A 16,129-nucleotide genomic window follows, 5' to 3' on the forward strand; every position below is an offset into this window, starting at 1 on the left:
CGCGTGCTGCCGCTGGCGCGTGCTGCCGCCGGCTCGGGGTGGGGGCGGCGTACCTCCCGTGGCGTAGGCGGGTACGCCGCAAGGAGGACATCGGCGCCCGTAAAGATCGCTCTGTGGGCCGTCGTCGCGCCGTGTCCATCGGATTAGGTTCGGCACTGCTGGACTTGGATCCCTAGAGATGGGCGATCAGCGATGATCGAGGTGCAAGGTCTCACCAAGCGATACGGCGAAAAAGTCGCCGTATCGGAGCTGAGTTTCACGGTCCGGCCCGGCATCGTCACCGGATTTCTCGGGCCGAACGGCTCGGGAAAGTCGACGACGATGCGAATGATCGTGGGTCTGGACCAGCCGAGCGAGGGCAGCGTCCTGATCAACGGGCAGCGGTACCGGGATTTCCGGGCACCGCTGTGCGAGGTCGGTGCGTTGTTGGAGGCGCGGTCGGTGCACACCGGTCGGTCGGCCTACAACCACCTGCTGGCCCTCGCCCAGACCCACGGCATCCCGCGCCGCCGGGTCGGCGACGTCATCGAGCTGGTCGGGCTGGGCGGCGTGGCCCGCAAGCGGGCCGGGGGCTTCTCGCTGGGCATGGGGCAGCGGCTGGGCATCGCCGCGGCGCTGCTCGGGGATCCCGGGACGCTGATCCTCGACGAGCCGGTCAACGGTCTCGACCCGGAGGGCATCCGCTGGATCCGCACCCTGCTGCAGGATCTGGCCGCGCAGGGACGCACGGTGCTGGTGTCGTCCCACCTGATGAGCGAGATGGCGCTCACCGCCGAGCATCTCGTCGTCATCGGCCAGGGCCGGCTGATCGCGGACATGTCCGTCGCGGACTTCGTCGCCGGCGCCTCCGAGAACGTCGTGCACGTCCGCTCGCCGCGCGCGCCGGAGCTGCGGGATCTGCTGCTGGCGGCGGACGTCACGATCCGCGCGGACGGAGCCGACGTGCTCGAGGTGTCGGGGCTGCCGAGCAGTCGGATCGGTGAGATCGCGGCCGCGGCCGGCATCGCACTGTCCGAGCTGACGCCGCGGCAGGCGTCGCTGGAGGAGGCGTTCATGGCGCTGACCCATGACGCCGTCGAGTACCACGGCGGCTCCGCGTCGGCGCTGCCGCACCAGCCGGGGGACGGGTCGGCACCGGCGGCGGGCGGCGCCCGCCTCGAGACGCACGGGGCGGGAGCGAGATCATGACGACGCTGACGGACGTCGGACCGGCACGCGGCGAGCTGACGGCGCAGGCCGGCTACGGGGTCACCCAACGGCGGGTCCTGCTGTCGGAGTGGACGAAGCTGCGGTCCCTGCGCTCGACCCTGTTCTCCCTGCTCGCGGCCATCGTCTTCGTGGTCGCCCTCGGCATCCTCATCTCCTGGGCGCAGGCCAGCCACTGGGATCAGGAGTCGCCGATCGACCGGCTCACCTTCGATCCGACGAACACGAGCCTGAGTGGCGTGTTCCTCGCCCAGCTCGCGATCGGCGTGCTCGGCGTGCTGATGTTCAGCGGCGAGTACGGCACGGGCATGATCCGTGCGACGATCACCGCGGTGCCCCACCGCCTGCCGGTGCTGTGGGCGAAGTCGATCGTGTTCGGGGTCGTCACGCTCGTGCTGATGACGGTCTCGTCGTTCGTCGCCTTCGTCGGCGGCCAGGCGATGCTGTCGTCGAAGCACATCGACACCACGCTCGGTCATCCCGGCGTCCTCACCGCCGTGTTCGGCGGCGGCCTTTATCTGACGGTCGTGGCCCTGCTGGGGGTCGCTCTCGGCGCACTGGTCCGCAGCACCGCCGGCGGGATCGCCACCCTGTTCGGGGTGCTGCTGATCCTGCCGCTGATCGTCAACTTCCTGCCGTCGAGCTGGTCGAACAACATCGACCCGTACCTGCCCAGCAGCGCCGGCCAGGACATCTTCACCGTCGTGCGGGACTCCTCCTCGCTCGGGCCCTGGACCGGCTTCCTGCTGTTCTGCGGGTACGCGGCGGTCCTGCTGGCCGCCGCGGCGGTGGTCCTGCGGCGACGGGACGCCTAGGCTCGTGGCCTCCTCGGCGCGGGGCATCGGTCGGGGCCTTCGGCGGGGCATCGGTCGGGGCTTCGGACGGGTCGTCGCGAGCACGGCCGCGAGCACAATGGAGCCCGTGGCCCTCGACGTGGCTGTCGACGATCTGCCCGGCCTGCGCAGCCCCGGGCGGCTGCTGCGGCTGCTCGCGGCGCATCCGACCGGGGTCGACGCGGCGGTCGTGCTGCCGTGCGCGGCGCTGGCGCTGATCGCCGCGGTGCTGCACCCCGAGGGGCAGGCGCTGAGCCTGGTGTTCGCGGCCGTGCTGCTGGTTCCGCTGATCTGGCGGCGGTCGCGGCCGCTGGCGGTGTTCGCCCTGCTCGCCGCGATCGCCTTCGTCCAGTGGCTGCTCGACGTGACCTCGCCCGGCGACGCGGCGCTGGTCATCGCCCTCTACTCGGTCGCCGCGTCCCGGCCCCGCCGCTGGACGCTGCTCGCGGCCGGCGTCACCGAGCTCGGGGTGGTGCTGGCGGCGGTGCGCTGGGGCGGGCCGCCGGTGCGGGAGATGTTCAGCGCCTTCGTGTTCCTCACCGGCATGATGATCGCGGCCTGCGCGACCGGGGTGAACATCGGCGGGCGCCGCGCCCGGCTGGCCTACCTGGAGGACCGCGCGGCCCGCCTCGAACGCGAACGCGACCAGCAGAACCGCCTGGGCGCCGCGGCGGAACGGGCCCGCATCGCCCGCGAGATGCACGACGTCGTCGCCCACAACCTGTCCGTGATGATCGCCCTCGCCGACGGCGTGGCGTTCACCCTCGACACCGACCCCGCCGAGGCCGGCCGGGCGGTCCAGGCCGTGTCCGACACGGGCCGGGAGGCGCTCGGGGAGATGCGCCGGCTGCTCGGCATCCTGCGCGACGACGCGCAGCAGGACACCCGTGCGCCGCAGCCCGGCCTCGGTGATCTCGACCGACTGGTCGAGCAGGTCCGGGCGACCGGCCTGCCCGTCACCCTGGAGGTGGGCGGCGAGCCGCTCGCGCTGTCCGCCGGCGCCGCCCTCACCGTCTACCGGCTCGTCCAGGAAGCCCTGACCAACACCCTCAAGCACGGCGGGCCCGCGGCGACGGCCCAGGTCCGGCTGCGGTACGGCGCCGGCGCGCTCGAGGTCGAGATCCTCGACGGCGGACCGCTCGCCGGTGCTGGTGGGCAGGGCAGTGCTGGTGGGCCCGCCGGTGCTGGTGGGCAGGGCAGTGCTGGTGGGCAGGGCAGTGCTGGTGGGCAGGGACTTGTCGGGATGCGGGAACGGGTGGCGGCCTTCGGCGGCATCGTGGTGGCCGGACCGCGGCCGACGGGCGGCTGGCGCGTCCACGCACGGCTGCCCGCCGCTCCCGATCCGGTCGCGCCCGCCGACGGCCCCGCGCCGGGCACCGCCTCGCCGGGCGGCCCTGTGCCGGGCGGCCCGGTGCCCAGGTGGGTCGCGGCGCAGCGGGTGGCCGGGTGACGATCTCGGTCCTGCTCGTGGACGACCAACCGCTGCTGCGCCTCGGCTTCCGGATGGTGCTGTCCTCGCAGCCCGACCTGACCGTCGCCGGGGAGGCGGGCGACGGCGCGGAGGCGATCCGGCTGACCGCCGAGCTCGCCCCCGACGTCGTGCTCATGGACGTCCGGATGCCCGGCGTGGACGGGATCGAGGCGACCCGTCAGATCATCGGCGCCGGCGGGGCGGCCCGGATCCTCATCCTGACCACCTTCGATCTCGACCAGTACGCCTACGCGGCCCTGCGTTCGGGTGCCAGCGGCTTCCTGCTCAAGGACGTGCGTCCGGCGGACCTGCTGTCCGCGATCCGGGCGGTGGCGGTCGGCGACGCGGTGGTCGCGCCGAGCATCACCCGCCGGCTGCTCGACACCTTCGCCCACCGGCTGCCCGACCCGGACAGCCCGCGCGCACCCGCCGATCCCCGCCTGGGCCGCCTCACCGACCGCGAGCTGGTCGTCCTGGGCGAGGTCGCGGCCGGACACTCCAACGCCGAGATCGCGGCGCACCTCGTGCTGTCGGAGGCCACCGTGAAGACCCATGTCGGCCGGATCCTCGCGAAGCTGGAGCTGCGCGACCGCGTGCAGGCGGTCGTCTTCGCCTACGAGACGGGCCTCGTGCGCCCCTCCGACCGGCCACCCACCCAGCCGGGGACGGCCTGACTCCCGCCACGGTCCCAGCTCCTTGCACAGGCCGGCGATGACCTCCGCCGCCGACGAGAACCCGCTGCGGCTAGGGTGATTAGAGGTGTTCGTCCTGATGTGAGGAGGCTGGCTGCGATGACGGGCGCAGGCGAGCGGGATCCGGCGGGCGGGCGGTGGTGGCAGAGTCTCGTCGAGGAGCGCAGCCCGGTGGATCTCAGGACGGACCAGCCGCATTCGGCCCGGATGTACGACTACTACCTCGGCGGAAAGGACCACTTTCCCGCCGACCGGGAAGCCGCCGAGCAGGCCCTGCTCGCGTCCCCGAACGTCGCCACCGCCGCCCGGACGAGCCGGGCGTTCATGACCCGGGTGATGCGCTTCCTCGCCGGTGAGGTCGGGATCCGCCAGTTCCTCGACATCGGCACCGGCATTCCCACCTCGCCGAACCTGCACGAGACCGTCCAGAGCATCGCCCCGGACTCGCGGGTCGTCTACGCCGACAACGACCCGATCGTGCTCGCGCACGCCCGCGCCCTGCTGACCAGCAGCCCCCAGGGCGCCACCGCCTACCTCGACGCCGACCTGCGCGACCCCGAGCGCATCCTGGGCGCCCCCGAAGTGCGTGCCACGCTCGATCTGCGCCGGCCGGTCGCCCTGTCCCTGATGTCGATCTTCCACTTCATCCCCGACTCCGACGACCCGCACGACCTGCTGCGCCGGCTGCTCGACGCGCTGCCGTCGGGCAGCTACCTCGTCCTGAGCCACGGCACCGGTGATGTCGACCCGGCGGTGGCGGCCGCGGCCGAGGCCTACCGGCGGCGCGGCATCCCCACCCGGCTGCGCAGCCTGGCCGAGGTCGAGAGCCTGTTCACCGGGCTGGAGCTGATCGAGCCCGGGGTACGGCTGCTGCACCGCTGGCGCCCCGACGGCGCCATCCCGGGTGACCTGACCGATGCCCAGGTCAGCGCCTACGGCGGCGTCGCCCGGAAGGCCTAGCGGGCGGCGCGGGGCCCCATGGGGGCATGGACATCCGCTCGATTGTGTCGTACTAAATGGGCAGGGGCCGGTGGGGCCGGCGATCGCCCGATCGAGGCTCGGCCGGCGCGGGAGCGGAGGCGGCGAGCGATGAGCACAACAAGTCACGACAGGGACCCCTACGCGTTACGGGACAGGATTCTGGCGCTCGATCCCGTCGAGAATGCCCGGGAGATCGCCCATCTTTTTCACCGCGACTTCCAGCGGGCCCTGCTGCCGCAGATCGCGACCGGCTTCTTCGCGACGATCTCACCGCCCCGGATGACCCGCATCCTGATTCGCACCGGTGAACTGGAGTTCCGTAACCGCAAACGACTGGTGGATCAGATGCTCATCCACCACGAAATGCTGACCCACGGATTCGTGCCGGGTCGGGGGCGCGACGCGCTGCGGCGGATGAACGAGATGCACCGCCAGTACGCGATTACCGCGGAGGATTTCACGGCCGTGTCGGTCGAGACCACCCTCGGCCAGCTCACCGCAGCCCGGGAGTACGGGTGGCGGGAGCTCACCGAGCACGAGGTGCTCGGCGTCGTCGAGTTCGAGCGCGTGCAGGCCCTGCACATGAACATCCGGGACGTGCCCGCCACCGAGGCGGAGATGGTGGCCTTCCGCGACGACTACTTCGCCCGGCAGGTGCGGTTCGCCCCGTCGAATCGGCGGCTCGCCGAGGCCGCGCTTCGGCTGCTGGCGACCGCCGTGCCGGTGCACATCGCCCCGCGGGTCGAGAAGGTCATGATGAGCCTGACCGATCCCCGCATCGTCGCGGCTTTGGGTTACGACTATCCCGACGCCGCCTACCGGGAGCGGGTCCACCGCGCCACGCGCGAGCATGCGGCCCGGGACGCCACCGACAAGCGGGCGCCGCAGGTCGTCCTCGACCTGATCGCGAGCGTCTACCCCGACGGGTACGAGATCGACCGGCTCGGCACGCATCTGCGCGGCCAGGGGCAGCCGGAAGGGCGACGGGACCACGCCGGCCCGCCGCCCATGTGCCCGGTGTGACTCACGCGACGTGACCAAGGCAGCGTGACCAAAGCAGCGTGACCAAAGTAACGTGGACGGGGTGGCTGTCGGACCGCTGCCCCGAGCATCGCCGGGTTGGCGCGCATGGGCCTGCCTCGTGCCGTCCCCGGCGGTGCGACACGTCGATGTGCGCCGCTTCGCGAAACCGGCTTCCCACATCTCGCGCTACACATCAACGCGGAAAGTTCTTACATCCACCGGTCGACCTGTGTCTGTCAACGCGCAAATGTGTTTGTGTAAGTGTCTCGCGGTCTGATATAGCCCGTCTGGGCGGACCCGGGACGCGCCCCTGGCCGCTCGATCGCCACGGCTTCCCTGCTAGGCTTCCGTCGGACGAAACATGAAGATCCGATCGGGAGATAGGCAGCATACGAACTGTCGTATGTGAGTGACATCTTCCGATCTCCGTCGGCCCGGAAGACGGGTGACGCTGGAGGTTGCAGCACACATTGCGGTGGACGCAATGTGTGCTGCCGTCATCCCGGCGGAATTGCAGCCGAGTGGGCGTCGCCACGGGGGGGGTTCGGTCGGGTCTTAACAACAGTCGAGAGGTGGCTCATGCGGGTGTTGCGGACGAGGTTTGCCGTGGCGATGATTGCGGCGGCGACGATGCTGGCGGCGTGCAGCTCCGGCGGACCCTCGGATGCTTCGCAAGCGAGCGGGACCTGTGCGCCGGGGGTGACCGACAACTCCATCAAGGTGGGGCTGCTCTACCCCGACACCGGGGTGATGGGGACCCAGTTCTCGGGTTACCGGGCCGGTGTCAACGCCCGGATCTCGGCGCAGAACGCCGCCGGCGGTGTCAACGGACGGAAGATCGACTACGTCTGGGAGGACGACGAATCCGATCCCCGGGGCAATCTGCAGGGCGCGCGGACCCTCGTCAACGAGGGGGCCTTCGCCGTCCTGGAGTACACCTCGTTCTCCCAGGGATCGGGCCAGTACCTCGACGACCAGCACATTCCCGTCGTCGGGGTGGCCGATCAGCCGTTCTGGGGTGACCACGACAACATGTTCACCTACACCTTCGTCACCGACGCCGGTCGCAGCACGACGACGCTCGCCGACTTCGTGCGTCAGCAGGGCGGCACCAAGGCGGCGCTGGTCGTCACCTTCCTGACCGAGGCGTCCAAGCTGTACGCGGCGGGCGTCCGGCAGAGTCTGGAGAACGCCGGCATCCCGGTGGTCCAGGACGACATCGACTCCACCAACGCCACAGACGTCGCTCGGAAGATCATCGATGCCGGCGCCGACACGGTCATCGCCGCCTCGCCGCTGGACCTGTACACCGGCGCGCTCGACGCGGCCATCAGCGCCGGCCATCCCATCAAGGTCGCCGTCTCGGCGGTCAGCTACGACCCGCGCCTGCTCGCGCCCTACGGCCAGAAGCTCGCCGGCACCTACTCCCAGCTCACCTTCGCCGCCCTGGAGCGGAACCTGCCCGCGCAGCAGCGGTTCCTGCAGGCGATGGCCGCCTACTCGCCCGAGATCCAGCCCGCCGGCCAGCAGAGCGCCATCGCCGGCTACATCAACGCGGACCTGTTCATCCGCGGACTGAAGACCCAGCACGGCTGCCCGACCCGGGCATCGTTCATGACCGGCATGCGATCGATCACCGACTACGACGCCGACGGCATGATGGTGCAGAAGATCAACCTCACCGCCGACCACGGGCAGCTCGACCGCTGCTCGGACTTCGTGCGCATCGCCGCCACCGGCGACCGCTTCGAGGTCGTCAACCCGCAGCCGCTGTGCGGACAGCGCATCGGCGGCAACGGATAGATCGGCGGCGGTCAGTCCTCCACCGCGCGCAGCGCCGTCGCCGGGCAGCGGTCGACCGCCCGGCGCGCGGCGTCGACGCTGGCCGGGTCCACCGGGTCGGCCTCGTCGACCAGCGGCGTCACGAGGCCGTCCTCGCCCTGGTCGAAGACCTCCGGCGCCGTCATCACACAGTTTCCGGCGCCGATGCACCGGTCCCGCTCGGCCACGATCCGCACGGCGGCACTCCTCTCTCGATGATCCTCAGCGACCCTCACGCCGGCGCCGGCGGACCGCGCCCGTCACCACGTGACGGGCAGCGCCTGCAGTCCGTGGATCACCGAGTAGGGCCGGAAGGCGATCTGCTCGTACGGCACGGCGAGCGCGAGGCCGGGGAAGCGTCGCAGCAGGGAAGGGTAGGCGATCCGCAGCTCCAGGCGGGCCAGCGGCGCGCCGAGGCAGTGGTGCAGACCGTGACCGAAGGCGACGTGCCCGGTGGGCTCGCGGGTGATGTCGAGGTGGTCCGGATCGTCGACGAGCGCCGGGTCGCGGTTCGCCCCGGGCAGCGCGAGGACGACGTGTTCCCCGGCCGCGATGGTGCTCCCGGCGATGGTCACCTCCGTCGTCGCCGTGCGCGGGATGCCGGCGTGGACGATGGACAGCCAGCGCAGCAGTTCCTCGACGGCCGGTTCGACGCTGGCCGGATCGTCGCGGACCCGGGCGAGCTGGTCGGGGTGGCGCAGCAGCGCGAGGGTGCCCAGTCCCAGCATGTTCGCGGTCGTCTCGTGGCCGGCGAGAAGCAGCAGGGAGGCGATGCCGACGAGCTCTTCGGCGCTGACGTCGTCGCCGTGTTCGCGCACGAGCATGCCGAGGATGTCCTCCCCGGGATCGCGGCGCGCCCGCTCGACGAGGGTGGCCATGTACGCGCGGCTGGCCTGCTGCAGGGCGAGGCGGCGCTGCGGCGGCTGGGAGGCGTCGAGCTGGTCGGCGGTGCGCCGCTGGAAGTCGGCCCGGTCGGCATAGGGAACGCCGAGCAGCTCGCAGATGACCAGGGACGGCACCGGCAGGGCGAACGTCGAGACCAGATCGGCCGGCTTGCCGGCCCGCTCCACGTCGTCGAGGGCCGCGTTGACGATGTCGACGATCCGCGGCTCGAGTGCCCGCATCCGGCGCATGGTGAATTCCGGCGTGAGCATCCGGCGCAACCGGGTGTGCTCCGGCGGGTCGTAGGACAGAAGATTTCCCACCCGGGCCCGGGCGTATTCCTCCTCGGTTGGCCCGGCGGCGTCGGGGGGTGTGAGCGCACGCCGATCCGCGGTACTGAACCGCGCCGAATCGGAAAGCACCTCCCGAACGTCGTCGTAACGGCTCACGAGATGGGCGGGCACGCCGAAAGGCGTCACCACCGGACAGACGCCCGCGCTGTCGCGGACCTCGCCGAGCTCGGAGATCGGATCGAACTGCGCGCGCCGCATGTGCAGTGGTATTTCCGATACTTCGGTCATCACCTCTCCGCCCTTCGCCGATCGCGCTGAACGTGACGCCGACGACGCTACCACTGAAGTGAAAGGTCGCTATCACTTCGCTGGGACGGATCTTCGAGGCCGATCTCCCTCGGTGCGACGGGTGCCGCGAACCGGCCACGAAGTGCGCTTACCGCCAGGAGGCGGTCAAGACCGACGGACCCGTCCGGGGGCACCTTGGTGGTAATCACGTCGATGCCATTCACCGGCCGGGCGGGCCGTGTCCGGGGATGGCCTCGTTCTCGGCGCCCTCGATTTCGCCGCCCCCGGTCTCGCCGCCGGCGGCGTCCGACGTCTGGATCCGCGCGATCTCGACCCGCCGCCGCCCGACCCCGGTGGACACCGCGGCGCGCACAGCCGCCGCGAAGACGACGAGGGCGAAACCGGCCACGACCGCGAGGTCGACCCAGAACGGGAGCACGCCGCGCCCCCCGAACTGGCCCAGCCAGGACAGGACCGCCAGGCCACCGAGCCACGGGGCGATCCACCACGCGGCGCGCCACTCCAGGTCCGGCCGCCGGCCGGCGGGCCGGGTCGCCTGATAACCGCCGAACACCGCCAGCCCGACGGCGATCGCGGCGAACAGCTTCTGGTTGGTCCGCCAGCCGGCCCAGTAGATGACCAGGTTGGCTGCGGCGAAGCCGAGCGGGGCGAGGATCCGCGCGGCGGGCAGGCGGTAGGGGCGGAACCGGTCGGGGTCGGCGCGGCGCAGCACGGCCAGGCAGACGGGCGCGAAACCGTACATGACGAACGTCGCCGAGCTGACCAGCCGGACCAGGTTCTGCCAGCTCGGAAAGGGCAGGAGCACCACCATGCCGACGGCGGCCGCGAGCAGTACCGACACGATCGGCACCCCGCGCCGGTCGAGCCGGGCCAGCACGGCCGGCAGGCTCCGGGTGCGGGCCAGGGAATAGGACAGCCGGGCCGAGGTGCCGAGATAGATCAGCGCGGTACCCCCCGGGGAGACGACCGCGTCGATATAGAGCAGAATCGCCAGCCAACCCAGACCGAGGTTGGTGGCAAGCGTCGCGTAAGGCCCGTAGTCGCCCGTGCCGAGCGGCCGGCTCCAGCCCGCGGCGAGCCGGGCCGGCTCGACGGCGGCGATGAAGGCGACCTGGAGCAGGAAATACAGCGCCGTGCCGGCCAGGGTCGCCACAATGATGGCCCGGGGCAGATCCCGGTGCGGCCGTTTCGCCTCGGCGCCCATCTGCACGGCCTGCTCGAAACCCTGCAGCGAGAACACCACCCCCGCGGGCAGCGCGGTGAACACGCCTTTGGCGCCGAACGGGGCGAATCCGCCCCCCGCCTGGAAATTCGCCGGATGGAAGGCGGTGGCCGTCAGCGCGACGACGGTGACGGCGGGAACGAGCACCTTCCACCCGACGGTGACGGTGTTGGTCCGGGCCAGCCAGCGCACGCCGAGCAGGTTGACGGCGGTGAAGACGATCAGGGCCGCGGCGGCGAGGGCGAGCCCGCTGCGGGTCAGGGTGCCGTCGTCGTCCACCAGCCCGGGAAACCGGTGGTCGAGATACGACAGCGCCGCGGTGACCTCGAGCGGAGCCAGAGCGACGGCGGGAATCCAGGCCACCCAGCCGGCGACGAACCCACCGAGCGGCCCGAGGACCAGCTGCGGATAACGGGCCGTGCCACCGGCGACCGGGTAGGCCGCGCCGAGTTCGGCGTAGACGAGGGCGAGCAGGGCGACCAGCGCGCCGGCGATCGCCCAGGAGACGACCGACGCGGGTCCGGCCACCTCAGCGGCGGTGAGCGCGCCGAGCAGCCAGCCGGACCCGATGACCGAGCCGAGCGAGATGAAGGTCAGGCCGGCCAGGCCGAGCTGGCGGTGCAGCCGCGCGCCGCCCGCGCCGCCCGCGCCGGTCGTCTCGCGCGTCTCGTGCACCCTGCGCACCGTGCGCTCCGTCCTGGCCGGTCTCGGCGGCGACTGCGCCGGCGGCGCCAAGACCTATCACATGGTGGCCGCCGGAACCGCGAACGCGCGGTGCAGGTGCGCGAGCGCCGCGCGTACCGCCGGACCGTGCCCGCCGCGCCAGATCAGGGCTAGCCGGGCGGGCGCCTCGACGTCGTCGACGGTGCGGGCGGTGAGCCGATCGGCGTAGCCGGCGGCCATCGAGGCGCTGAGGATCGCGACGCCGAGGCCGCGGGCGGCGAGGTCGGCGAGGGCGTCGGCGGCGCTGGCCTGCAGGGCGATCAGCGGCCGCCGGCGCTGCGCGGCGCAGGCCTCGTCGAACACGGCGCGCAGGCCGGTGCCGGGCGGCATGCAGACGATCGGGTAGGACTCCAGGTCGCGCAGGGTGAGCCGGGGCCGCCGCGTCAGGGGATGGCCGGGCGGCACGGCCGCGACGAGCCGCTCGCTGACGATGGTCAGCGACTCCAACCCCTCGACGGTGGCCTCCGCGGTGCCGATGAGGGCGAGGTCGAGGGCGCCGGCGCGCACCCCGTCGGCGAGGCGGTCGGAGGAGTCCTCCAGCAGCGAGACCACCACGCCGGGATGCGCCCGGTGGAAGGCGGCGAGGGCGTCGAACAGCGGCGTGATGGTGCAACCGATGATCATGCCGAGGGCGAGCCGGCCGCGGATCAGGCCGGTCACCTCGCCGACCGCCTGGCTCACCGCCCCGGCGGCGGTAAGCGCGGCGCGGGCGTGTTCGAGCGCGGCCTTGCCCGCGACGGTGAGCGTGACGGTGCGCGCCGACCGATCGAACAGCTCGGCGCCGAGCTCCCGCTCCAACTGGCGGATCTGGGCGCTGACCCCGGACTGGCTGATGTGCACCCGCTCGGCCGCCCGGGTGAAGTTCTGCTCCTCGGCGACCGCGACGAAGTACTCCAACTGCCTCAGATCCATGAGTAGTGATTCTAGTCTTCAGTAGAACCATCTGTTGGACTTCTGATTGGGCGATGGCCAGGCTGGGACGCACGACGTTGTCCACCCCCGTGAGAAACAGGTGTCGGCATGCGCAAATGGCTGCCACTGACGACCGTCTGCCTCGGCACGTTCATGCTGCTGATCGAGGTCAAGCCCAGCTGACCTACCAAGCCTGACCAGGAGTTTCGCGACTTCGGCACGCTGGCGAGCGAGAGCGACCCCGCCAGACGGCTTGCGTATCTTCTGGGCGCCACAGGGGCGACAGGCAACCTCATCTCCCGGTTGGAAGGGCCGCCGCGAACTCGCCTCTCGTCGCACAGGTGATCTCCCTGGCGGCGCCGATGGAGCGGGCTTGGGCCTGGTCTACTGTGGAGTGGGACGAGCATTCTTCGACACGAGGACCAGTCCGGGAGGTGGTGTCGGCGATGAGCGATGTGCCATCCGGTGGGCCGCCCGCAGGCTCGCGGTACGCCGACGTGCGTCCCTACGCGATCGCGGACACCCTCGGCGAGCTGCATGGTCCGACCTCGGGTGTGGTGGTCCTGGACCGGTGGTTGGACTGGTCGGGTTCGGCCCGGTACGACCTGGCGAAACCCGGCCGCCTCGAACGGATGCACGAGACGGTGCTACGAGAGGCGTCCACGACGGCAACCTGTCCCGCTGGCTGGAGGGGCGCACACTGGTCCGGCTGTGGGGTGATCTGGTTCTGCCGCCGCAGGTCCGGAGCAGGTGGGAGGCCCGGTTCACCGAGCTGACCGCCGGGCATCCGTCTGCGGCGTAGACCGGTGACGGCCAAGCCCCCGCCGATCCACCAGCGACTCGCCCGGATCGGGCTCCAGGTCGGCGGTCCCTACGGTTTCGCTCTCGCCGGCGGCCACGCGGTCGCGGCCCACGGGATCCTCCAGCGGCCGAGCGAGGACGTCGACCTCTTCGCCGACTGGGACCAACGCGCGGACTTCCCCGCCGCCGTCGACGCGGTCATCGCGGCATCCCGAGCGGACGGTCTCGAGGTCGAGACCGAACTCCGGACCGAGCTGATCGCGCGGCTCCACATCACCGAACCAGACAACTCCGACGAGGTCCACCGGGTGGAACTGGTCGCGAACTGGCGGATCGAGCCCCCAGTCCAGATGGACATCGGTCCCGTGCTGCACCTGGACGATGTCATGGCCGGCAAGGCCGACGCATTGTGCAACCGCGCCGCCGCACGCGACTTCCTCGACCTCGACGCCGCAATCAGCAGCGGTCGCTACACCCTCGACCGGCTCTGCTAGATCGCCCAACAAGCGGATCCAGGCTTCGGCTGAACCGCCCCGGACCTCCAAGATGCCCGGGGCGGTTCAGATCAGTGTTCGGATGCTGGCAATTTCTTCTGTTCGCCGGTGACATGGACGTGATGATGATTATTAATGGTTTGAATCGCACTCTCGAAGGCACGCTGTGTCGCGATACCCATCGTGAACGTCAGTAGCAGGGCCACGGCGAACTGAACCCAGCCGACCCTCGGTGTGGCACCCAGGCGGCATAGCACGCGGATCAGTAGGTAGATCCAAGGGCCGAACAACCCGAAAGCCCAGTGCGACGACCACCCGAGGGCCACCAACCGTCGAGCGTCGACAACCACCAATAGCAGCGAGGCCAGCCAGACTCCCATAACACTCACTGGAGCGCTGAGTAGTCCGAGCACAAGGCTGCCGGTCGTCTCGGCGGTGATTGCGAAACCCAGACCGATCAGGGGTGTACAGGCGATGGCCCAGGCAACCGAAGGACTCGTGCGCCTGCAGGACGGCATTTCCCGACCGGGATAGCCATTCCCGAAGGGGGCCTGGCAGCGGTGGCTCACCGCCGCCCCCCGCCAGACCCGGTGGCTGCGGATGCATTGTCACGGCTGTTCCGCACTGTTATTCCCACCATGGTGCGCTCCTGGGATCACTATCTCGGTACGCTCGCCGAGGAGATGCACCCGCTCGGCCCAGACAGGCCAGCCGGCCAGGACGAGAGCGTCGAGCACCCGCCCGGGCCGCAGCGGGACGAACGAGAGGCCAAACCGGTTCCCATACGTGTCAAGGAAACTCACCGTCCCAAATAGCCCGAGATACAGATCTCTTTTCTCGTACAGGACCCGTGAGACATCATCGCGGCCAATCATCGTGGTTCGCCGGAATGCCCGGTACTGCACACAGACGTCGGGCGCCACAGTGAGCAGACGCCAGTAACTCGACGTCCTCTGGAACCAGACATGGACGTAAGCACCTCGGAAACGACCGCCGCTCACCTCGCACAGTACTTTCCGAGCGGAATCACATCCAAGGCATGAACCCCCACGGCGGCCCCACTGCCGACACCCACACCTCTACCGAACGAAACATCGCGGAGCGAGCGGCTTCGGCCCTTCGTCAGATAGCCGGCGGGAAGCGAGACGGTCGCGGACTGACACGACCGAGCCGAATATCGACGAGGAGAATACCCGTAGTTGACGCCGAGCGAGCAGCAGCCCCAGCCCCACCACTGGTTGAGAGCCCCGCCTTTGGTACCGAGCCCTTGAGCGCTCATGCCCCAACACACTCCAAAGCAGCCGCTGAAACCGATCTCGGTGTGAGCATATGCCGCCTTCACGAGCCGCCCGCCCCGTGCCCACACGCTCTTCTTACCGCGGCAGTGCTTGCGCCAGACCTGGATGCATTTGCCGTCGAGGTCGAAGGTGTTGTAGGGGTCCTGGTGGGCGTAGTCGTAGGGGTTGTCGGAGCCGCCGGGTTCGGGGTCGGTCTGGAGGAAGCGGCCGAGGCTGGGGTCGTAGAGGCGGACACCCATGAGGGTGAGGCCGGAGTCGGTGTCGCGGGAGCGTTGTTTGGCACCGAGCCAGCCATAGCGGGGGTAGGCGGTGGAGGGGAAGTAGGGGCTGCCGAACTCGGTGGACTCCGCGTAGCTGGCCGGCGAGGACGCTGACGTGCTGTCGTCGACGGTGGCGACCACGTCGCCGTGGAGGTTCGCCAACTGCAACGTGACGGTGCCGGTGTCGGTCTGGGTGGCGGCGAGGTCCCCACCGATCCCGGTGATGTTCCGGGTCCAAGCCGTGCCGGCACCGATCCACGCCGGACTGTCCCCAGAGGCGGACGTGTAGTGGTTGGTGCTGGTGGTGGAGCCGTCGGTCCAGGAACGGATCCGCCGCGCGGGATCAAGAGCGTAGGTCCGGGTCGACGAGCCGACCGTCTCCGAGGCGACGAGGTCGTTCACGTAGTAGCCCAGCGTCGCCGAGCTGCCCGCGGGTGGATACGGGTCGGTGGTGGTGCGGCCGAACAGGTCATAGGTGTAGCCGGTGTTCGTGAGCCGATCGGCCTGATCATAGGAGAAGGAATATACCGCCGGCGACGTCGACGTGGAACAGGATCCTGCGTCGCTGCCCCCCCTATCTGTCAGCATGAGATGAGCCAGGCGGCGGCTATCATCTTGTGACCTGGGCGGGTAGGGAGAGGAAGATCGTGACGATGGCGGTGCCGGCTGGGCGTGGCCTGNTCGATGATGTCCGTGTGGACGGACGTGAGGACGCGGGCCGGCGGCCGGACCCGGAGGTCGAGCCGAAGGCGCGGCGGCGGTCGTTCTCAGCGGCGTACAAGCTGCGGATCCTGAACGAGTACGAGGCGGCCCCGGACGGGCAGAAGGGTGCAATTCTGCGCCGGGAGAGTCTGTACTCGGCGCATATCGTGGAGTGGCGTAAGGCCCGTGAGGCGGGTGCGCTGGCG

15 protein-coding genes and 1 pseudogene are annotated in these 16,129 nt (G+C 70.5%); 10 read left to right on the top strand and 6 right to left on the bottom strand.

What is annotated here, in order from left to right; translation table 11 throughout:
- The first annotated feature begins 192 nt into the window (after positions 1–192).
- The 7 genes from FF36_RS25815 to FF36_RS25845 all read left to right on the top strand — a co-directional run bounded on the left by FF36_RS25815 (position 193) and on the right by FF36_RS25845 (position 8,009).
- Positions 193–1,188, top strand: coding sequence for an ATP-binding cassette domain-containing protein (locus FF36_RS25815; RefSeq protein WP_044887781.1), 996 nt, complete (start codon positions 193–195; stop codon positions 1,186–1,188).
- Positions 1,185–2,021 carry an ABC transporter permease gene (locus FF36_RS25820; RefSeq protein ID WP_044887782.1) on the top strand — a complete coding sequence of 279 codons (837 nt, stop codon included), beginning with the start codon at positions 1,185–1,187 and terminating at the stop codon, positions 2,019–2,021. Before FF36_RS25815 ends, FF36_RS25820 begins: the two co-directional genes overlap by 4 nt.
- A gap of 97 nt (positions 2,022–2,118) precedes the next feature.
- Positions 2,119–3,489, top strand: coding sequence for a sensor histidine kinase (locus tag FF36_RS25825; protein WP_236706425.1), 1,371 nt, complete (start codon positions 2,119–2,121; stop codon positions 3,487–3,489).
- Entirely contained in the window at positions 3,486–4,184 is a 699-nt protein-coding gene (locus FF36_RS25830; protein ID WP_044887797.1) for a response regulator, read from the top strand. Before FF36_RS25825 ends, FF36_RS25830 begins: the two co-directional genes overlap by 4 nt.
- Positions 4,185–4,301: 117 nt before the next feature.
- On the top strand, positions 4,302–5,162 hold the full coding sequence (locus FF36_RS25835; protein WP_044887784.1) for an SAM-dependent methyltransferase: 861 nt from the start codon (positions 4,302–4,304) through the stop codon (positions 5,160–5,162).
- A gap of 129 nt (positions 5,163–5,291) precedes the next feature.
- Positions 5,292–6,206: a hypothetical protein gene (locus FF36_RS25840; protein WP_044887785.1), complete on the top strand. Its 915-nt coding sequence runs from the start codon at positions 5,292–5,294 to the stop codon at positions 6,204–6,206.
- A gap of 699 nt (positions 6,207–6,905) precedes the next feature.
- A complete protein-coding gene (locus FF36_RS25845; protein WP_082122232.1) occupies positions 6,906–8,009 on the top strand; it encodes an ABC transporter substrate-binding protein in 1,104 nt (367 codons plus the stop codon).
- Positions 8,010–8,020: 11 nt separating this feature from the next.
- Here the strand turns inward: FF36_RS25845 and FF36_RS25850 are convergent, their stop codons facing one another.
- The 4 genes from FF36_RS25850 to FF36_RS25865 form a co-directional block, all read right to left on the bottom strand.
- Positions 8,021–8,224, bottom strand: coding sequence for a ferredoxin (locus FF36_RS25850; RefSeq protein WP_044887787.1), 204 nt, complete (start codon positions 8,222–8,224; stop codon positions 8,021–8,023).
- Between the two features lie 63 nt (positions 8,225–8,287).
- Complete coding sequence (locus FF36_RS25855) at positions 8,288–9,490, bottom strand: cytochrome P450 (RefSeq protein WP_044887788.1); 1,203 nt, start codon at positions 9,488–9,490, stop codon at positions 8,288–8,290.
- Between the two features lie 220 nt (positions 9,491–9,710).
- Positions 9,711–11,417, bottom strand: coding sequence for an APC family permease (locus FF36_RS25860; protein ID WP_052681442.1), 1,707 nt, complete (start codon positions 11,415–11,417; stop codon positions 9,711–9,713).
- 57 nt (positions 11,418–11,474) lie between these two features.
- Positions 11,475–12,368, bottom strand: coding sequence for a LysR family transcriptional regulator (locus FF36_RS25865; RefSeq protein ID WP_044887790.1), 894 nt, complete (start codon positions 12,366–12,368; stop codon positions 11,475–11,477).
- Between the two features lie 446 nt (positions 12,369–12,814).
- On the opposite strand from FF36_RS25865, the gene FF36_RS33340 reads away from it, so the two are divergent.
- Both FF36_RS33340 and FF36_RS25870 read left to right on the top strand, forming a co-directional pair.
- Positions 12,815–13,144 (top strand): hypothetical protein, encoded by a 330-nt coding sequence (locus tag FF36_RS33340; protein WP_199865502.1) that lies wholly within the window; start codon positions 12,815–12,817, stop codon positions 13,142–13,144.
- Positions 13,145–13,174: 30 nt separating this feature from the next.
- Positions 13,175–13,663, top strand: coding sequence for a nucleotidyl transferase AbiEii/AbiGii toxin family protein (locus FF36_RS25870; protein ID WP_044887798.1), 489 nt, complete (start codon positions 13,175–13,177; stop codon positions 13,661–13,663).
- A 71-nt stretch (positions 13,664–13,734) separates the two neighbouring features.
- On the opposite strand, the gene FF36_RS35100 is transcribed toward FF36_RS25870, so the two are convergent.
- Both FF36_RS35100 and FF36_RS25880 read right to left on the bottom strand, forming a co-directional pair.
- A complete protein-coding gene (locus FF36_RS35100) occupies positions 13,735–14,043 on the bottom strand; it encodes a hypothetical protein (protein ID WP_128423390.1) in 309 nt (102 codons plus the stop codon).
- A gap of 617 nt (positions 14,044–14,660) precedes the next feature.
- Positions 14,661–15,809, bottom strand: a complete 1,149-nt coding sequence (locus FF36_RS25880) for an RHS repeat-associated core domain-containing protein (RefSeq protein WP_044887792.1) — start codon at positions 15,807–15,809, stop codon at positions 14,661–14,663.
- 107 nt (positions 15,810–15,916) lie between these two features.
- Between FF36_RS25880 and FF36_RS36475 the strand changes: the two are divergent.
- Positions 15,917–16,129 (top strand): annotated as a pseudogene (locus FF36_RS36475) (IS3 family transposase); the annotation flags it as partial.

It is taken from the genome of Frankia torreyi, from assembly GCF_000948395.1.
In the GTDB taxonomy this organism is placed as follows: domain Bacteria; phylum Actinomycetota; class Actinomycetes; order Frankiales; family Frankiaceae; genus Frankia; species Frankia torreyi.